Here is a 14,142-nt window from a genome sequence, read left to right as displayed (position 1 = left end):
CTGTACGTCACTTCCCCCGCTGACTGACCGGTTTTTCCTTGCTCGCGGCGGTCAGCCCTCTGCTGATCGGAATGCCCGAGATGCGACAGAGTTCTCTCGTGGTGGTCGCCAACCGCCTCCCCATCGACGACAACCAGGCCCCCGACGGGGCCTGCGAGTGGCGGCGCAGCCCGGGTGGGTTGGTCAGCGCGCTGCACCCGCTCCTGCGGCACACCCCGGCGACCTGGGTCGGCTGGGCCGGTGGCACCGGGGCGGCCCCCGCCCTGCCGGACGTGGACGGCGTGCGGATGCACACCGTGGCGCTCAGCCCGGAAGACCTGCGCGATCACTACGAGGGGTTCGCGAACGCGACCCTCTGGCCGCTCTACCACGACTCCGTGGAGCAGCCGCAGCACCACCGCCGCTGGTGGGAGGCGTACCAGCGGGTCAACCAGCGCTTCGCAGCGGCGACCGCGGAGGTGGCCGAGCCGGGCGGGGTGGTCTGGGTGCAGGATTACCACCTGCAACTGGTCCCCGGTCTGCTGCGCGCGCTCCGGCCGGACCTGCGCATCGGGTTCTTCCTGCACGTGCCGTTCCCGCCGCCGGAGCTGTTCATGCAACTGCCCCGTCGGGCCGAACTGCTGCGTGGCATGCTCGGCGCCGACCTGGTCGGCTTCCAGCGGGTGCAGGCGGCGCACAACTTCGCCCAGCTGGTGACCCGGGTGCTGGAGCTGCCGGCCACCGACCGGCGGATCGGCATCGACGACCGGGTCGTCCGCATCGGCGCGTTCCCGGTCTCCATCGACACCGCCGAGATGGCAGCGCTCGCCGACCGCCCGGACGTGGCCGCCCGGGCCCACCGGCTCCGCCAGGACCTCGGCGATCCCCGGCAGGTCGTCCTCAGCGTGGACCGGATGGACTACACCAAGGGCATCGAGCAGCGCCTCAAGGCGTACAGCGAGTTGCTCGCCAGCGGCGACGTCAAGGTCCGCGACACGGTGCTGGTGCAGGTCGCCATGCCGAGCCGGGAACGCGTCGGCCAGTACCAGATCCTGCGCGAGCGTATCGAGCGCGAGGTCGGCCGGATCAACGGCGAGTTCGGCCGGGTCGGCGAGCCGGCGATCCACTACCTCACCCAGCCCTTCGACCGGGCCGAACTGGCCGCGCTCTACCGGGTCGCCGACGTGATGGCGGTGACCCCGTTGCGCGACGGAATGAACCTGGTCGCCAAGGAGTACGTGGCCGCGCGGGTCGACGACACTGGCGCACTGCTGCTCAGCGAGTTCGCCGGCACCGCCGCCGAACTGTCCCAGGCGTACCTGGTCAACCCGCACGACCTGGAAGGGCTCAAGCAGGGCCTGCGCGCGGCGCTGCGGGCCGACCCGGCCGACACCACCCAGCGGATGCGGGCCATGCGCGCCCACCTGCACCAGCACGACATCCGGGCCTGGGCCCGCTCCTACCTGCACGCCCTGGACGAGGGCGGCGCCCTGGTCAGTCGCCTGACCAGCACCGACGCCGGCTCCGACGGCACCGCTCGGGTGCCCCGGCCGGCCACCCCGACCGGCAGCCCGGCCGTCCACCAGCCCGGCGGCTGACCGCCGACGGCCCGGCTGCTCAGTGCGCCGCCGGCTCCTTCTCCAGCCAGTCCAGGATCGCGTCGATCGGCTCCGCCCACCGCGCGTCCAGCATCAGGTCGTGGCCCATCCCGGGGAACAGCAGCGGGGCCGACCCGTACCGGCGGGCCACCCGGGTCAACGTCGACGCCGGCACCACCCGGTCGTCCGGGCTGCCCAGCACCAACACCGGAGGCGCGCCCACGGCCGGCTCGGCCTCCGGCTCACCCAGCAGCGCCCACTGCGCCCGCCGACCCGCCCGACCGAGGCGTCCGACGTACCGCCGGGCCTCCTCGTCGGGCAACTCACGGCTGAACAACTGCCCCCGGTTGAGCCGCAACGGCCCGCCGAACACCGCCGGCAACGTGCCCGCCGGGTTGCGGCGCAACGCCGCGCCCAGCACTCCCCAGCCGCCGAAGACCGGCGCCACCAGCACCGCGCCCCGCGCCGGGTAGCGGGCCAACGCGTGCGCCACGACCAGAGCGCCGGCGCCATGCCCCACCAGCACCGCCTGCCGAGGCAGGCTCGCGGCCACCTGGACCACATCGTGGGCGTACGCCCGCAGCGTCGCCTCCGGCGCCGGCTCGCTGCCACCGTGCCCGCGCAGGCTCACCGCGTACGCCGGGAACCCCCGCGACGCCGCGTGACCCAACCAGTGCTCGGCGAACGCCCACGCGCCGTGCCCGAACCCGGGTACGAAGAGCAGAGGCGGACGCCCCTCCTCCAGCTCGGGGACCGCGCTGAGCACCTCCCGCCGGGCCGGCCGGACCGGCCGGGACCACTCCCGACCCCGCATGATCCGCAGGTCACTACTCGCGCTCACTTGCCCTCCAGCTCGCTCAGGGCGCGTTGGATCGCGCGCAGATAGTCGGCGTGCCCGACCTCGAACCAGTGCCGGCTACTGTCCTTGACCGGCCCGGAGTACCGCTCCCCGGCCCGGTCCCGCACCCGCTGCGCGAACGCCGTGGCCCGTTCCGGCCGGTCCCGGCGAGCCTGTAGCAGCCGGGCGAAGAGCACCGTCTGCCAGTGCGACAGGGTGAACAGCCCGGAGTCCGGTTGCAGCAGGCCCGCGACGGCCAGGGTCGGGTGCCCCGGGGTGAACGCGTTGAGCCACAGCGTGGGCCGGCCCGCTCCCGCGCTGTCACCGAACACCGACGCGTCGAGGAACTCGAAGCGCGGCAGGTAACCGGTGGCGAAGACGACCACCTCGGGGTCGATCTCGCGACCGTCGGCCAACTCCACGGCGTACGGGTGGAACCGTGCGACGTCCGGCACCGGGCCGATCCCGCCGTGACCCACGTAGTAGACGAGCTGACTGTTCGCGATCGGGTGCGTCTCGTACACCCGGTGGTCGGGCTTGGGCAGGCCGAAGCGGGTCAGGTCGCCGACGGTCAGCCGCAGCGTCCAGTGGTAGAGCCACTGCCGCACCCGCAGCGGCACCCGCAGCGCCAACAGGCTGTCGTTGACCTGGTCGGCGGGGCGACCGAGCACGTACTTCGGCGCGTACCAGTAGCCGCGGCGGGTGGAGTGCCAGCAGCGCGACGCCTGCTGGGCGGCCTCGACGGCGATGTCGCAGCCGGTGTTGCCGGCGCCGACGACCAGCACCCGCTTGCCGCGCAGCTGCGCCGGGTCCTTGTAGGACGAGGCGTGCATGATTTCGCCGCGGAACTGTTCGAGGCCCTCGTAGCGGGGCAGCTTCGGCGACCAGTTGTGGCCGTTGGCGATCACCACTGCGGCGTACCGGGCGGTGCGTTCGGGGCCGTAACCGCCGGTGGAGCGGGTGGTCACGTCCCACCGATCGCCCTCGACGGGCTCGACCCGGATCACCTCGGTGCCGAACCAGATGTGCGAGCGCAGGTCGAAGTGGTCGGCGTACCGCTCGAAGTAGGACAGCAGCTGACCGTGGTGCGGGTAGTCCGGCCAGGAGTCCGGCATCGGGAAGTCGGGGAACTGGGTGAACGGCTTCGACGAGATCAGGTGGGTGCTGGCGTACACCGGGCTGCGGTCGTGCCGCCAGTTCCAGGCGCCGCCGACGCCCGTCTCCCGCTCGTAGCAGTCCACGCCGAACCCGTGTTCGCGCAGGTTCTTGATGGCCGTCAGGCCGCTGGCCCCGGCCCCGATGACGCAGACCGTGTCGCCCCGGTCGGAGACCGGGCGGCCGTCGCTGTTCGACGCGGGCGAGGTCGCCTCCGGGTCGGGCCGGCCGTGGTCGGTGGAGGTGGACACCGGGGACATCTCCTTTTGGTACGGCAGGCGTGCCGGTCGCCGCGAAATCCTCTCCACAACCGAGCCGGATGTCCAGTCCTGAGCCGGACCCGCGGACTGTCGAGCCGGGGTCGGGGGTCAGCCGGTGGTGGGCAGCAGCAGGTCGACCAGGACCGGGAAATGGTCGCTGGCCCGGCGGGTCTGCGGGGTGTCCACCACGTCGTAGTCGACCACTGTGATCCGCGGGTCGACGAAGAGCGCGTCGATGCGCCGGCGCGGGTCGGCGCAGGAGTAGGTGAGCCGCTCGGCCCGGTCGGCCGCCACCGCCGCGTCGGTCAACCCGCGCGACACGGTGGCCCAGGCGGGACCGTCCGGGCCCTCGTTGAGGTCCGCCCCGGCAAGCACCGGGCTGGTCGCCGCGTCCAGGCCACGCTTGAACTCGGTGGCCTGGGAGGGCCGCTCGGCCGGGTCGGTGGACAGGTGCGAGCCGGCGAGGGTGAACCGGGCGTCACCGACCCGGCAGTCGGCGTACGCGGCGCCGCGCAGGTGCCGGCCGGGGGTCAGCGGGAAGCGCTGGCAGCGGGTGCCCAGCACCTGGACCCGCAGGCTGGTCAGGAGCAGGTTGCCCAGGGCGGGCAGCCCACCGGCGGCCACCACCAGACCGAACGACTCGGCCAACGTGGCGGACTTCTGCCGCCACCGGAACCGGCGCGGCCCCTCCTGCACGATCACCACGTCCGGTGTCGCGGCCCGGACCACCGCCGCCAGGGCGGCGGTGTCGTCGCGCTGGCTGTGGATGTTGTACGACACCACGCGCAGCGGCACGCCCATCCTGGACCGCCTCAGATCCGGCGAGCCAGGTCAGCGGCGCCGATCACCCCGGCACTGTTGCCCAGCTCCGCCGGGAGCACCTCGGCCACCGGCAGGCGACCACGCTGGGCGAGCGCGTCGAGGTACGAGCGGCGGGTGGGGCCGAGCAGCAGCTCACCGGCGTCGATCACCCCGCCGCCGACCACCAGGGTCTGCGGGTCGAGGATCTGCGCCATGTCGGCGAGGCTGGTGCCCAGCCACCGGCCGATCTGGGCGAACGCCTCGGCGGAGACCGGGTCGCCGCCCTGCGCGGCGGCGGTCACCATCGGGCCGGTGATCGCCTCGGCCTCGCCGCCGGCCAGCTTCAGCAGGGCGGCGGCCCGGTTGGGCTCCTGCCGGGCGCCGGCCCGGGCGAACCGGACCAGGGCGCTGCCGCTGGCGTACTGCTCGATGCAGCCCAGCCGGCCGCAGCCGCACTGGTGCCCGTCCGGCACGGCCAGCATGTGGCCCAACTCCGCGGCGATGCCGTGCGCGCCGCGCATCAGGTCGCCGCCGAGGACGATGCCGCCGCCCACACCCGTGCCGATGGTGAACATGATCATCGAGTCGTCGGCGTCGCGGGCCGCGCCGTAGCGGAACTCGGCCCACGCGGCGACGTTCCCGTCGTTCTCCACGATCACGGGCAGCCCGACGGCCTCGCTGACGTACTCGCGCAGCGGTTCGTCACGCCAGGCCAGGTTGGGAGCGAAGAGCACAGTCGAACGGCTGGCGTCGATCCAACCGGCCGCGCCGATGCCGACGGCCTCGATGGTCCGCCCGGCAGCCAGCTCGCCGACCAACTCGATGATGACGTCGCGGGTCTTGGCCACGTCATCGGCGGGAGTGTCCCGTCGGGTCTGCACGAGGACCGCGCCGGTGTCGTCCACGACACCGCCGGCCACCTTCGTGCCACCGACGTCGACTCCGATGGTCAGCGTCACCGCTACCGCCCCCCTCTGCTGTGCTCTCCGGCCCCGGTCCCGGCCCATTGCCGGTCCGGGTCGGAAGGTCCCGCGCTCAGGCGCCGTCGCCCGATGCTTCCGCGTCGGCGTCATCGGGCACCCGCGAGGCGGGCACCACGGGACGGGTGGTCGGTGCCGGTACGGTCGCCGTCCCGGCCTCGTCGACGGGTGGTACGGCGGCCGGGGCGAGTGGGTCCGCCGTCCGGGTGGCGACCGACCAGACATCCCGCTCCGGCGCCGGCTGAGAATCATGCCCGGTACGGGTGGCATCGCGCCACACGTGGTCGTCGACGGTCGCGGTGGGCGGGGCGCTCGGTGCCGGCGCGGGGAACACGTCGTCGGTGCTCGCGGTGGGTGCCGGCGAGGGCGGGGCGGTCGGCTCCGCGGTCGGCTCGGCGGGGCTCGGTGCAGACGGTTCCGCCGGGGTGAACGCGCGGAGCAGGCTGGCGACGCCCGCGGCGAGGTCGCCGGCGCCGGTCGCGAGCCGTTCGGCGAATTCCGGACTCGGGTCCCGCAACGCGGCGATGCCCCGACAGACCGGGCAGACGCAGCATTCGGCCGAACCGGTGGCGAAAGCACCACCGGTGCCGGAGCGTGCGTCCGGGCCCGCGCTGTGACCGAGGACACCGGACAGCATCCCGCCCAACGAGCCGAACGCGCCGCCCGCCGAGCCCGCGGAGGCCAGTCGCGCCCCCGCCAGCAGGGTGGCGACCAGCCGCTCCGCCTCTTCCCGGGCCGAACCCGGATCCGTTCCGCTCACCGTCGGCTCCTCTACCGTGCCACCGGACACGTCACTGCGCCGCCCCGGTTGCTTCTACCCGGCGCTTGAGCTGCTTCAACGCGGTGTCCATGATCATCTTCTCGGCTTTGCGCCGAAACATCCCGAGCATGCCGACCGACAGGTCGACCTCCAGCGTGTAGGTCACAGTGGTGCTGCCGTCCGGGTTACCCACCAGGTCGTACGAACCACGCTGGGCCTTCTGCATCTTCGAGGGCGCGACCAGGTGCCACTCGATCCGGGACAGGTCCTCGGCGTACTCGTAGGCGAGCACGTACTCGTCGGCCATGACCCCGGCGTCGATGGTGAAACGCACCTGACTGGCGTAGCCGTCCTCGTACTCCTCGACGACCTCGGCGCGACGCACAGCGTCGGTCCACTCCGGGTAGCGCGCGAAGTCGCAGATGACCGCCGTCACCCGATTCGGTGCGGCGCCGATGATGATCGACTGGGTGGAGGAGTCCGCCATGGGGGGAGGCTACCCGCCTCCTGGATGTCTCACCCCGACCGCCCGCCGGGTAGGTTTCGTCACATGCCGACGCCACGGCGGCGGCCGGCCCAGCCAGTGCGAGCACGAAGGAGTGCAGGTGCGCGAGTTTTCCGTCCCGCCGATCGTCACAGTTGGCGACGCGGCCAACCTCACCGATCCGGTCTGGGACAACGCCGAAGTCGCGCCCGACACCGTCCAGTTCGCCCGACCCACCGCGAGCGGTGACGGCGCCGTCACCGCCTGGACCGAGGTGACCTGCCTCCAGTTCCGCGACGAGGTGGCCGCCGTGGCCCGCGGGCTGATCGCCGCCGGCATCGAGCCCGGTGTCCGGGTCGGGCTGATGAGCCGCACCCGCTACGAGTGGACACTGCTGGACTACGCCATCTGGGCCGTCGGCGCGGTGACCGTGCCGATCTACGAGACGTCCAGCGCCGAGCAGGCCGCGTGGATCCTCGAGGACTCCAACGCGGTCGCCGTCGTGGTGGAGAGCGAGGCGCACGCCGCCCTGATCGCCGGTGTCCGGCACCGGCTGCCCGAGCTGGGCCAGGTCTGGCAGATCGACAGCGGCGGGGTCGACGAGCTGGTCACCACCGGCGCCACTGTCGAGCTGGCCGAGGTCGAGCGGCGGCGCAAGGCCGTCCGCGCCGGCGACCTGGCCACGATCATCTACACCAGCGGCACGACCGGCCGACCCAAGGGCTGCGTGCTCACCCACCGCAACATGTACGCCGACATCGCCAACGCGGTGCCGGTGCTGCCGAACCTGTTCAACGCCGGCGCGACCACCCTGCTCTTCCTCCCGCTGGCGCACGCCTTCGCCCGACTCATCCAGATCGGCGTCGTGCAGGCACGAGCCACGATGGCGCACTGCGCCGACACCAAGAACCTGGTCGCCGAGCTGCAGGCGTTCCGGCCGACCTTCGTGCTCTCCGTACCCCGGGTGTTCGAGAAGGTCTACAACGCCGCCAAGCAGAAGGCCGAGGCGGACGGCAAGGGCGGCATCTTCGCCCGCGCCGAGCAGGTGGCCATCGCGTACAGCGAGGCGCTGGAGACCCCGGGCGGACCAGGCCTGGCGCTGCGCGCCCAGCACGTCGTCTTCGACCGGCTGGTCTACCGCAAGCTGCGGGCCGCGCTCGGCGGACGGTGCCGGGACGCGATCTCTGGCGGCGCGCCACTCGGCGCCCGGCTGGGCCACTTCTTCCGGGGCATCGGCGTGACGGTCCTGGAGGGCTACGGCCTCACCGAGACCTCGCCCGCCGCCGCCGCGAACCTGCCCAGCGGCACCCGGATGGGCAGTGTGGGCCGTCCGCTGCCCGGCGTGACCGTGCGGATCGAGGACGACGGCGAGATCCTGATCTCCGGCGAGCTGGTCTTCCAGGGTTACTGGCGCAACGAGACCGCGACCGCCGAGACGATCAGCGCCGACGGCTGGTTCCGCACCGGCGACCTGGGCCAGCTCGACTCGGACGGCTACCTGAGCATCACCGGCCGCAAGAAGGAGCTGATCGTCACCGCCGGCGGCAAGAACGTCGCCCCGGCGGTGCTGGAGGACCTGGTCCGGGCGCACCCGCTGATCAGCCAGTGTGTCGTGGTCGGTGACCGGAAGCCGTTCATCGCGGCGCTGGTCACCGTCGACGAGGAGGCGCTGCCGACCTGGCTGGAGAACGCCGGGATGCCCCTCGACACCACCATCGAGCAGCTGCGCGAGCACGAGGGCCTCCGCAAGGAGATCCAGGCCGCGATCGACACCGCGAACCAGGCCGTGTCGAAGGCCGAAGCGATCAAGGTGTTCCGGGTCCTGCCCCACGACTTCACCGAGGCGACCGGCGAGCTGACCCCGTCGCTCAAGGTCAAGCGCCAGGTTGTCCACAAGACGTACGCGGCGGAGATCGCCGATATCTACCGAGGCTGACTACCATCCGTCACGTGCCCGCATCCACAGCCACCGCACCGCACCCGCATCCCCTCGCCGCGGCCGCCCGCCTGGTGATGCTGGCGCTGGTCGCCATCCTGACCCTGTTCGCCACCCGCGACGTCACCCAGCTGTGGTGGATCGCGCTGCTGGCGGTGGCCGGGCTGCCGTCGCTGCTGGCACCGCAGCACCGGCTGGTCGGCACGCTGGGCCGGGTGGCCGAGGTGGTGGTGCTGGGGCTGGCCGCGAGCCACGTCGCCGCGGTGGCGTCCATCGGCGGCACTGTCGACGGCCTGGGCGCGTCGGCGGTGCTGCCCTACCTGGCGGTGCCGGTGACCGTCACCGCGCTGCGCCGCCGCTTCCCGGAGGGCGCCGCGCTGCTCGTGGTCACCGCCGCCACCCTGCTGCTCAGCGGTGCGCTGACCCGGGTCGACGGTGGGCCCCAGCTCGGCCAGCTGGGTTACCTCGCGGTCTGCGCGCAGTGGCTGATCCTGGCCGCGCTGGGGCTCTACGCCGCCGGCACGCTACACCGGGTGATGGCGGTCCGCGGTGAGGGCAAACCCCAGCCGTACGCCGAGGCCACCCGGCTGCTGACCCAGCTGCGCACTGTGGCCCGGCAACTGCCCGGGGCGACCCTGGACCCGGGCGGCATCTCCGAGCACCTGATCGAGGAGCTGCGCACCGTGGCCCGCGCGGACCGGGGCGCGGTGCTGTCGGCCAGCGGCGGGGGTCGGCTCGTGGTGCTCGCCCAGGCCGGCGTCGACCGGGTGGACTGGGAGACGACGCTGGACGCGGACTCGGCGATCGCCGACGCCTGGGCCACCCAGCAGGCCACCACTGCCGCCCGTTCGCAGTCCCGTTCGCACCGCGGCGGCGACGTGTCCGCGCTGATCATTCCGCTGGTCGCCGGGGTGCGCACCGTGGGGCTGGTGGTGCTGGAGGCCGACGTCGCGCAGGCGTACCCGCCGCCGGTGGTGTCCCGGGTGACCGCGCTGACCCGTCCGGCCGCGCTGCGACTGGAGGCGGCGCTGCTCTTCGACGAGGTGCGCTCGCTGGCCACCAACGAGGAGCGGCAGCGGCTGGCCCGGGAGATCCACGACGGGGTGGCCCAGGAACTGGTGATGGTCGGCTACGGCATCGACAACGCCCTGGCCACCGTCTTCGACGACGCCGACGAGACCGCCGAGGCCCTGCGTACGCTGCGCGGCGAGGTGACCCGGGTGATCCAGGAGCTGCGGCTGAGCCTCTTCGAGCTGCGCAGCGAGGTGGACCGGCAGGGTGGGTTGGCCGCGGCGATCGCCGAGTACGCGCGCACGGTGGGCGCGTCCGGCGGGCTGCGGGTGCACCTCTCGCTGGACGAGTCCACCGCCCGCCTGCCGGCCGCCACCGAGGCCGAGTTGCTGCGCATCGCGCAGGAGGCGGTGACCAACGCGCGCAAGCACGCCGGGGCGTCGAATTTGTGGGTCACGTGTGAGATCGACCCCCCGTACGCGCAAATAGAAGTGTCGGATGACGGTCAGGGGATGGCTGACCAGCGCCCGGACGGGCGGTACGGTCTTGCGATCATGGCCGAGAGGGCGGAACGTATCCGGGGCCGGTTGGAGATCAGGCCGCGGCAACCCAGCGGCACGACTGTGGCGGTGGTTCTCGGCACCTCGGCCCGGCGCGATAACGTGCGCGGCAGCGCAGCACCAGAAGGGGAGTAACCCGAGGATGACCACAAGTCCGATACCGGCCACCCGTACCAAGGTCCTCCTTGTCGACGATCATGACCTGATTCGCAAGGGTTTGCGGCACGCCTTCGAGCGCGACCGCCAGTTCGAGGTCGTCGGTGAGGCGGCCACGGCGGCGGAGGGGGTACGCCAGGCCGGCGCCTTGCAGCCGGACGTGGTGATCATGGATCTGCGGCTGCCCGACGGCAGCGGCCTGGAGGCCACCCGCGCACTGCGCAAGTCCAGCGCGTCGATGGGCATCGTGGTGCTGACCATGTACGCCGGCGACGACCAGCTCTTCGGGGCTCTGGAGGCCGGCGCGAGCGCCTTCGTGCCGAAGACCGCCCCGGCCGACGAGGTGGTGGCCGCCGCACGGCACGCCGCCTCCTCCCCCAGCGCGTTCACAGCGGCCGACCTGGCCGAGGCGATGAAGCGTCGGCTCGCCCCGTCCGGCCCGCAGTTGTCTCCCCGCGAGGGGCAGGTGCTGCGGCTGCTCGCCGACGGCATGAGCGTGGCGGGCATCGCCAAGCAGCTGTTCGTCAGCGAGTCCACGGCGAAGACGCACATCTCGAAGCTCTACGAGAAGCTCGGCGCGGCCAACCGGGCTCAGGCCCTGATGACCGCACTCCGGCTCGGCCTGCTCGAGGCACCGGACGCGCCGAAGTTCTGACAGGCCTCCCGCTCGTCGAGCGGGACGACGCGACCGACGGTCCGCGCCAGCTTCTCCCCGGCGCGGACCGTCGCGCATCGACCGACGTCGGCGGGCAACCTTCGGCGCGCTATGGTCTGGCGTGCGTGGCGGGTGCACAATACCCGCGCGGGCGACGACGCTCGCATCGCGGATTCGAGGGGTGAAACGCATGCAGCGGCCGGACTGGGCACCCGACACCATCGACATCGAGCGCCCGAGCGTCGCGCGGATGTACGACTACTACCTCGGCGGCTCGCACAACTTCGCCGCCGACCGGGCCGCGGCGCAGGCGATGGTCGCCGCGGTGCCCGAGGCGCCGTTGATGGCCCAGGCCAACCGGGCGTTCCTGCGCCGGGCCGTGCACCACCTCGCCGACGCCGGAATCCGGCAGTTCCTGGACATCGGTTCGGGCATCCCGACCGTCGGCAACGTGCACGAGATCGCCCAGCAGCTCGACCCGCGGTCGCGAGTGGTCTATGTGGACGTCGACCCGGTGGCGGTGGCGCACAGCCGCGAGATCCTCGCCGGCAACGAGCAGGCCGTGGTCGTGCAGGAGGACCTGCGCAACCCGGAGGCGATCCTGGCCCATCCGGACGTCCGCAAGCTGCTCGACCTGAGTCAACCGGTGGCCGTGATGGTGGTGGCCGTCCTGCATTTCGTCTCCGACGACGACCGGCCGGCGGAGCTGCTGCGGACGCTGCGGGACGCCTTGGCGCCCGGCAGCTTCCTGGTGCTGTCGCAGGCCAGCGACGACGGGCGCAGCGAGGACGAACGCGCCGAGGCGGAGCGGGTCTACCGGCGCACCGACAACCCGCTGTCAGTGCGCAGCCGGGCCGAGCTGACCGCGCTCTTCGACGGGTTCGAGCTTCTCGACCCCGGCGTGGTCTGGGTGCCCGAGTGGCGACCGGACACCCCGGAGAGCGCGGAGGACGCCGAGCGCGCGGTCTTCATGGGCGGCGTCGGGCGCCTCGGTGACTGAGTCGCCCGGGGCGACCCCCTACCCGGGGACGTTCGCCCGGGCCTGGGCGAAGGCGGTCTCCGGCACCAGTTACCTACCGATGACCCAGGCCCAGTTGGAGTCCCTGCTGGACCGGCTCACCGGGCAACTGGCCGGGGCGTTGCTCACCGAGCCGTTCGACCTGCGTGCCGGGCACCGGGTCGGCGCCGAACTGGTCGCCGCGCACATCGCTTCCGCCGAGGGGCTGGGTCGTACCGTCGAGGTCATCCAGCTCCGTCTGGTGCGCGACCTGGGTCTGGTGGCCGAGGACGTCGAGGACCGGATGGCCCGGCTGCTGGCGGCAGTGGCGACCGGTTACGCCCGCGCGCTGCGCGACCGGACGCTCGACGAGCAGGAGTCGATCCGCCGCGCCGCCATGCGGGCCCGCACCCAGGCCGAGCGGGCGCTGCGGGCCAGCGAGGCCCGGTTCCGGCATCAGGCCACCCACGACCCGCTCACCGGCCTGCCCAACCGGACGCTGTTCACCGAACGCCTCGCCGCCGCGCTCAACGAGCCGGGCCGGGGCGCGCAGCGGGTAGGGGTGTGCTTCCTGGACCTGGACCGCTTCAAGGTGGTCAACGACACCCTGGGCCACCAGATCGGTGACCTGCTGCTGGCCACTGTGGCCGAACGGCTGCGCAAGGCCATGGGCGAGCACCTGGTGGCCCGGCTCGGCGGCGACGAGTTCGTCATCCTGGTGGAGCGCACCGCCGGCACCGACGACATGGTGGCGGTGGCCGAGACCGCGCTCGCCGCGGTACGCACACCGGCACTGGTCGACGGGCACGAGCTGCAGATCTCGGCGAGCATCGGCATCGTCGAGCGCCAGGTGGCCGGGGCCAACCCCACGGACCTGATGCGGGCCGCCGACAGCACGCTGCACTGGGCGAAGTCCGCCGGTGGGGCGCGCTGGGCGCTCTACGACGCCGAGCGCAACCAACGTGAACTGGCCCGCTACGCGCTCTCCGCGGCCATCCCGGCGGCGTTGGAGCGAGGCGAGTTCTACCTCGACTACCAGCCGCTGACCTCACTGCGCGACGGCAGCCTGGTCGGCGTGGAGGCGCTGGTCCGCTGGCGGCACCCCGAGTTGGGGGTGCTGCGCCCGGACAGCTTCATCGGGTTGGCCGAGGAGACCGGCCTGATCGTCCAGTTGGGCGGATGGGTGCTGGCCGAGGCGTGCCGCGAGGCCGAGGCGTGGTCGGCCGGGGGTGCCGCCGCGCCGTTCGTCAGCGTCAACCTGGCCGTACGACAGGTGCACCGGCCCGGGTTGGTGCAGGAGGTCCGCGCGCTGCTGCGGCAGACCGGCCTGCCACCGGAGCGGCTCCAACTGGAGATCACCGAGAGCACGATGATGAGCACCGCCGAGGAGCCGGTCCGCGCACTGCGGGTCCTTGCCGACCTCGGGGTACGCATCGCCATCGACGACTTCGGCACCGGTTACAGCAACCTGGCGTACCTGCGGGACCTGCCGGTGACCGAACTGAAGGTGGCCGGGGAGTTCGTGGCCGGCCTGCGGTCGCCCTCCGTCGGCCGCACCGACGAGCGGATCCTCGCCTCGCTGGTCTCGCTGGCGCACGCGCTGGACCTGACCGTCACCGCCGAAGGGGTGGAGACCGCCGGGCAGGCCGAGCGGCTACGCGCGATCGGCTGCGACGCCGCCCAGGGCTGGCACTTCGGCCGCCCGGCCCCCGCCGATCGCATCCTGGCCCGCATCCGCTGAACATCCCTGACACCAGAACGCCGCATCTTCATGAAACCGGGGTGGATCACACGAGGTTCGGGTCGAGCCGGCTGATCGAAGACATCGGCGGCACGGGGTGAGTCTGGGCGAGACTCTCCGTTGAGCGTGATGCCGCGACACGCTGGTCGGCGGTTGAGCCGGCCCCAACTGACGAGTGGACGAGCGGGATCCCCCACTGGAGGTAGACAGCGTCTACTACGGCTGGTAGAC

At 72.7% G+C, this 14,142-nt stretch carries 12 protein-coding genes; 6 read left to right on the top strand and 6 right to left on the bottom strand.

Annotated features, from left to right (window positions below; all coding sequences use genetic code 11):
• Positions 1 to 80: 80 nt before the first annotated feature.
• Positions 81 to 1,577: a trehalose-6-phosphate synthase gene (locus tag ACLJOK_RS02145; RefSeq protein ID WP_410819215.1), complete on the top strand. Its 1,497-nt coding sequence runs from the start codon at positions 81 to 83 to the stop codon at positions 1,575 to 1,577.
• A gap of 19 nt (positions 1,578 to 1,596) precedes the next feature.
• Here the strand turns inward: ACLJOK_RS02145 and ACLJOK_RS02140 are convergent, their stop codons facing one another.
• The 6 genes from ACLJOK_RS02140 to ACLJOK_RS02115 form a co-directional block, all read right to left on the bottom strand.
• The gene (locus ACLJOK_RS02140) at positions 1,597 to 2,391 is read right to left on the bottom strand and encodes an alpha/beta hydrolase (RefSeq protein ID WP_410819213.1); all 795 of its coding nucleotides are present in this window, start codon (positions 2,389 to 2,391) and stop codon (positions 1,597 to 1,599) included.
• Positions 2,392 to 2,414: 23 nt separating this feature from the next.
• Positions 2,415 to 3,821 (bottom strand): flavin-containing monooxygenase, encoded by a 1,407-nt coding sequence (locus tag ACLJOK_RS02135; protein ID WP_410815787.1) that lies wholly within the window; start codon positions 3,819 to 3,821, stop codon positions 2,415 to 2,417.
• 117 nt (positions 3,822 to 3,938) lie between these two features.
• A complete protein-coding gene (locus ACLJOK_RS02130; RefSeq protein ID WP_354942540.1) occupies positions 3,939 to 4,631 on the bottom strand; it encodes an endonuclease/exonuclease/phosphatase family protein in 693 nt (230 codons plus the stop codon).
• A gap of 11 nt (positions 4,632 to 4,642) precedes the next feature.
• Complete coding sequence (locus ACLJOK_RS02125; protein ID WP_410815785.1) at positions 4,643 to 5,590, bottom strand: ROK family glucokinase; 948 nt, start codon at positions 5,588 to 5,590, stop codon at positions 4,643 to 4,645.
• A gap of 76 nt (positions 5,591 to 5,666) precedes the next feature.
• Entirely contained in the window at positions 5,667 to 6,371 is a 705-nt protein-coding gene (locus ACLJOK_RS02120; RefSeq protein ID WP_410815783.1) for a hypothetical protein, read from the bottom strand.
• A 31-nt stretch (positions 6,372 to 6,402) separates the two neighbouring features.
• Positions 6,403 to 6,858 (bottom strand): SRPBCC family protein, encoded by a 456-nt coding sequence (locus ACLJOK_RS02115; RefSeq protein ID WP_410815782.1) that lies wholly within the window; start codon positions 6,856 to 6,858, stop codon positions 6,403 to 6,405.
• A 118-nt stretch (positions 6,859 to 6,976) separates the two neighbouring features.
• Here ACLJOK_RS02115 and ACLJOK_RS02110 point away from each other — a divergent pair, with 118 nt between their 5' ends.
• The 5 genes from ACLJOK_RS02110 to ACLJOK_RS02090 all read left to right on the top strand — a co-directional run bounded on the left by ACLJOK_RS02110 (position 6,977) and on the right by ACLJOK_RS02090 (position 13,911).
• Positions 6,977 to 8,791 carry an AMP-dependent synthetase/ligase gene (locus ACLJOK_RS02110; protein WP_410815781.1) on the top strand — a complete coding sequence of 605 codons (1,815 nt, stop codon included), beginning with the start codon at positions 6,977 to 6,979 and terminating at the stop codon, positions 8,789 to 8,791.
• A 14-nt stretch (positions 8,792 to 8,805) separates the two neighbouring features.
• Positions 8,806 to 10,497 carry a GAF domain-containing sensor histidine kinase gene (locus ACLJOK_RS02105; RefSeq protein ID WP_410815780.1) on the top strand — a complete coding sequence of 564 codons (1,692 nt, stop codon included), beginning with the start codon at positions 8,806 to 8,808 and terminating at the stop codon, positions 10,495 to 10,497.
• A gap of 7 nt (positions 10,498 to 10,504) precedes the next feature.
• Positions 10,505 to 11,173, top strand: a complete 669-nt coding sequence (locus tag ACLJOK_RS02100) for a response regulator transcription factor (RefSeq protein ID WP_030337723.1) — start codon at positions 10,505 to 10,507, stop codon at positions 11,171 to 11,173.
• A gap of 190 nt (positions 11,174 to 11,363) precedes the next feature.
• Positions 11,364 to 12,173, top strand: a complete 810-nt coding sequence (locus ACLJOK_RS02095) for an SAM-dependent methyltransferase (protein WP_410815778.1) — start codon at positions 11,364 to 11,366, stop codon at positions 12,171 to 12,173.
• 79 nt (positions 12,174 to 12,252) lie between these two features.
• Entirely contained in the window at positions 12,253 to 13,911 is a 1,659-nt protein-coding gene (locus tag ACLJOK_RS02090; RefSeq protein ID WP_410819211.1) for a putative bifunctional diguanylate cyclase/phosphodiesterase, read from the top strand.
• Positions 13,912 to 14,142: the final 231 nt, after the last annotated feature.

The organism is Micromonospora sp. 050-3, assembly GCF_046549335.1.
Lineage (GTDB): Bacteria > Actinomycetota > Actinomycetes > Mycobacteriales > Micromonosporaceae > Micromonospora > Micromonospora trifolii.
The sequence above is the reverse complement of the archived record's forward strand: the minus strand, read 5'-3'. Positions and strand labels throughout refer to the sequence as shown.

What these genes read in the sequence shown, in the direction of transcription:
- ACLJOK_RS02145 (WP_410819215.1), top strand. Translation starts at nt 81, where the DNA reads ATGCGACAGAGTTCTCTCGTGGTGGTCGCCAACCGCCTCCCCATCGAC.
- ACLJOK_RS02140 (WP_410819213.1), bottom strand. Translation starts at nt 2,391, where the DNA reads ATGCGGGGTCGGGAGTGGTCCCGGCCGGTCCGGCCGGCCCGGCGGGAG.
- ACLJOK_RS02130 (WP_354942540.1), bottom strand. Translation starts at nt 4,631, where the DNA reads ATGGGCGTGCCGCTGCGCGTGGTGTCGTACAACATCCACAGCCAGCGC.
- ACLJOK_RS02115 (WP_410815782.1), bottom strand. Translation starts at nt 6,858, where the DNA reads ATGGCGGACTCCTCCACCCAGTCGATCATCATCGGCGCCGCACCGAAT.
- ACLJOK_RS02100 (WP_030337723.1), top strand. Translation starts at nt 10,505, where the DNA reads ATGACCACAAGTCCGATACCGGCCACCCGTACCAAGGTCCTCCTTGTC.
- ACLJOK_RS02095 (WP_410815778.1), top strand. Translation starts at nt 11,364, where the DNA reads ATGCAGCGGCCGGACTGGGCACCCGACACCATCGACATCGAGCGCCCG.
- ACLJOK_RS02090 (WP_410819211.1), top strand. Translation starts at nt 12,253, where the DNA reads ATGACCCAGGCCCAGTTGGAGTCCCTGCTGGACCGGCTCACCGGGCAA.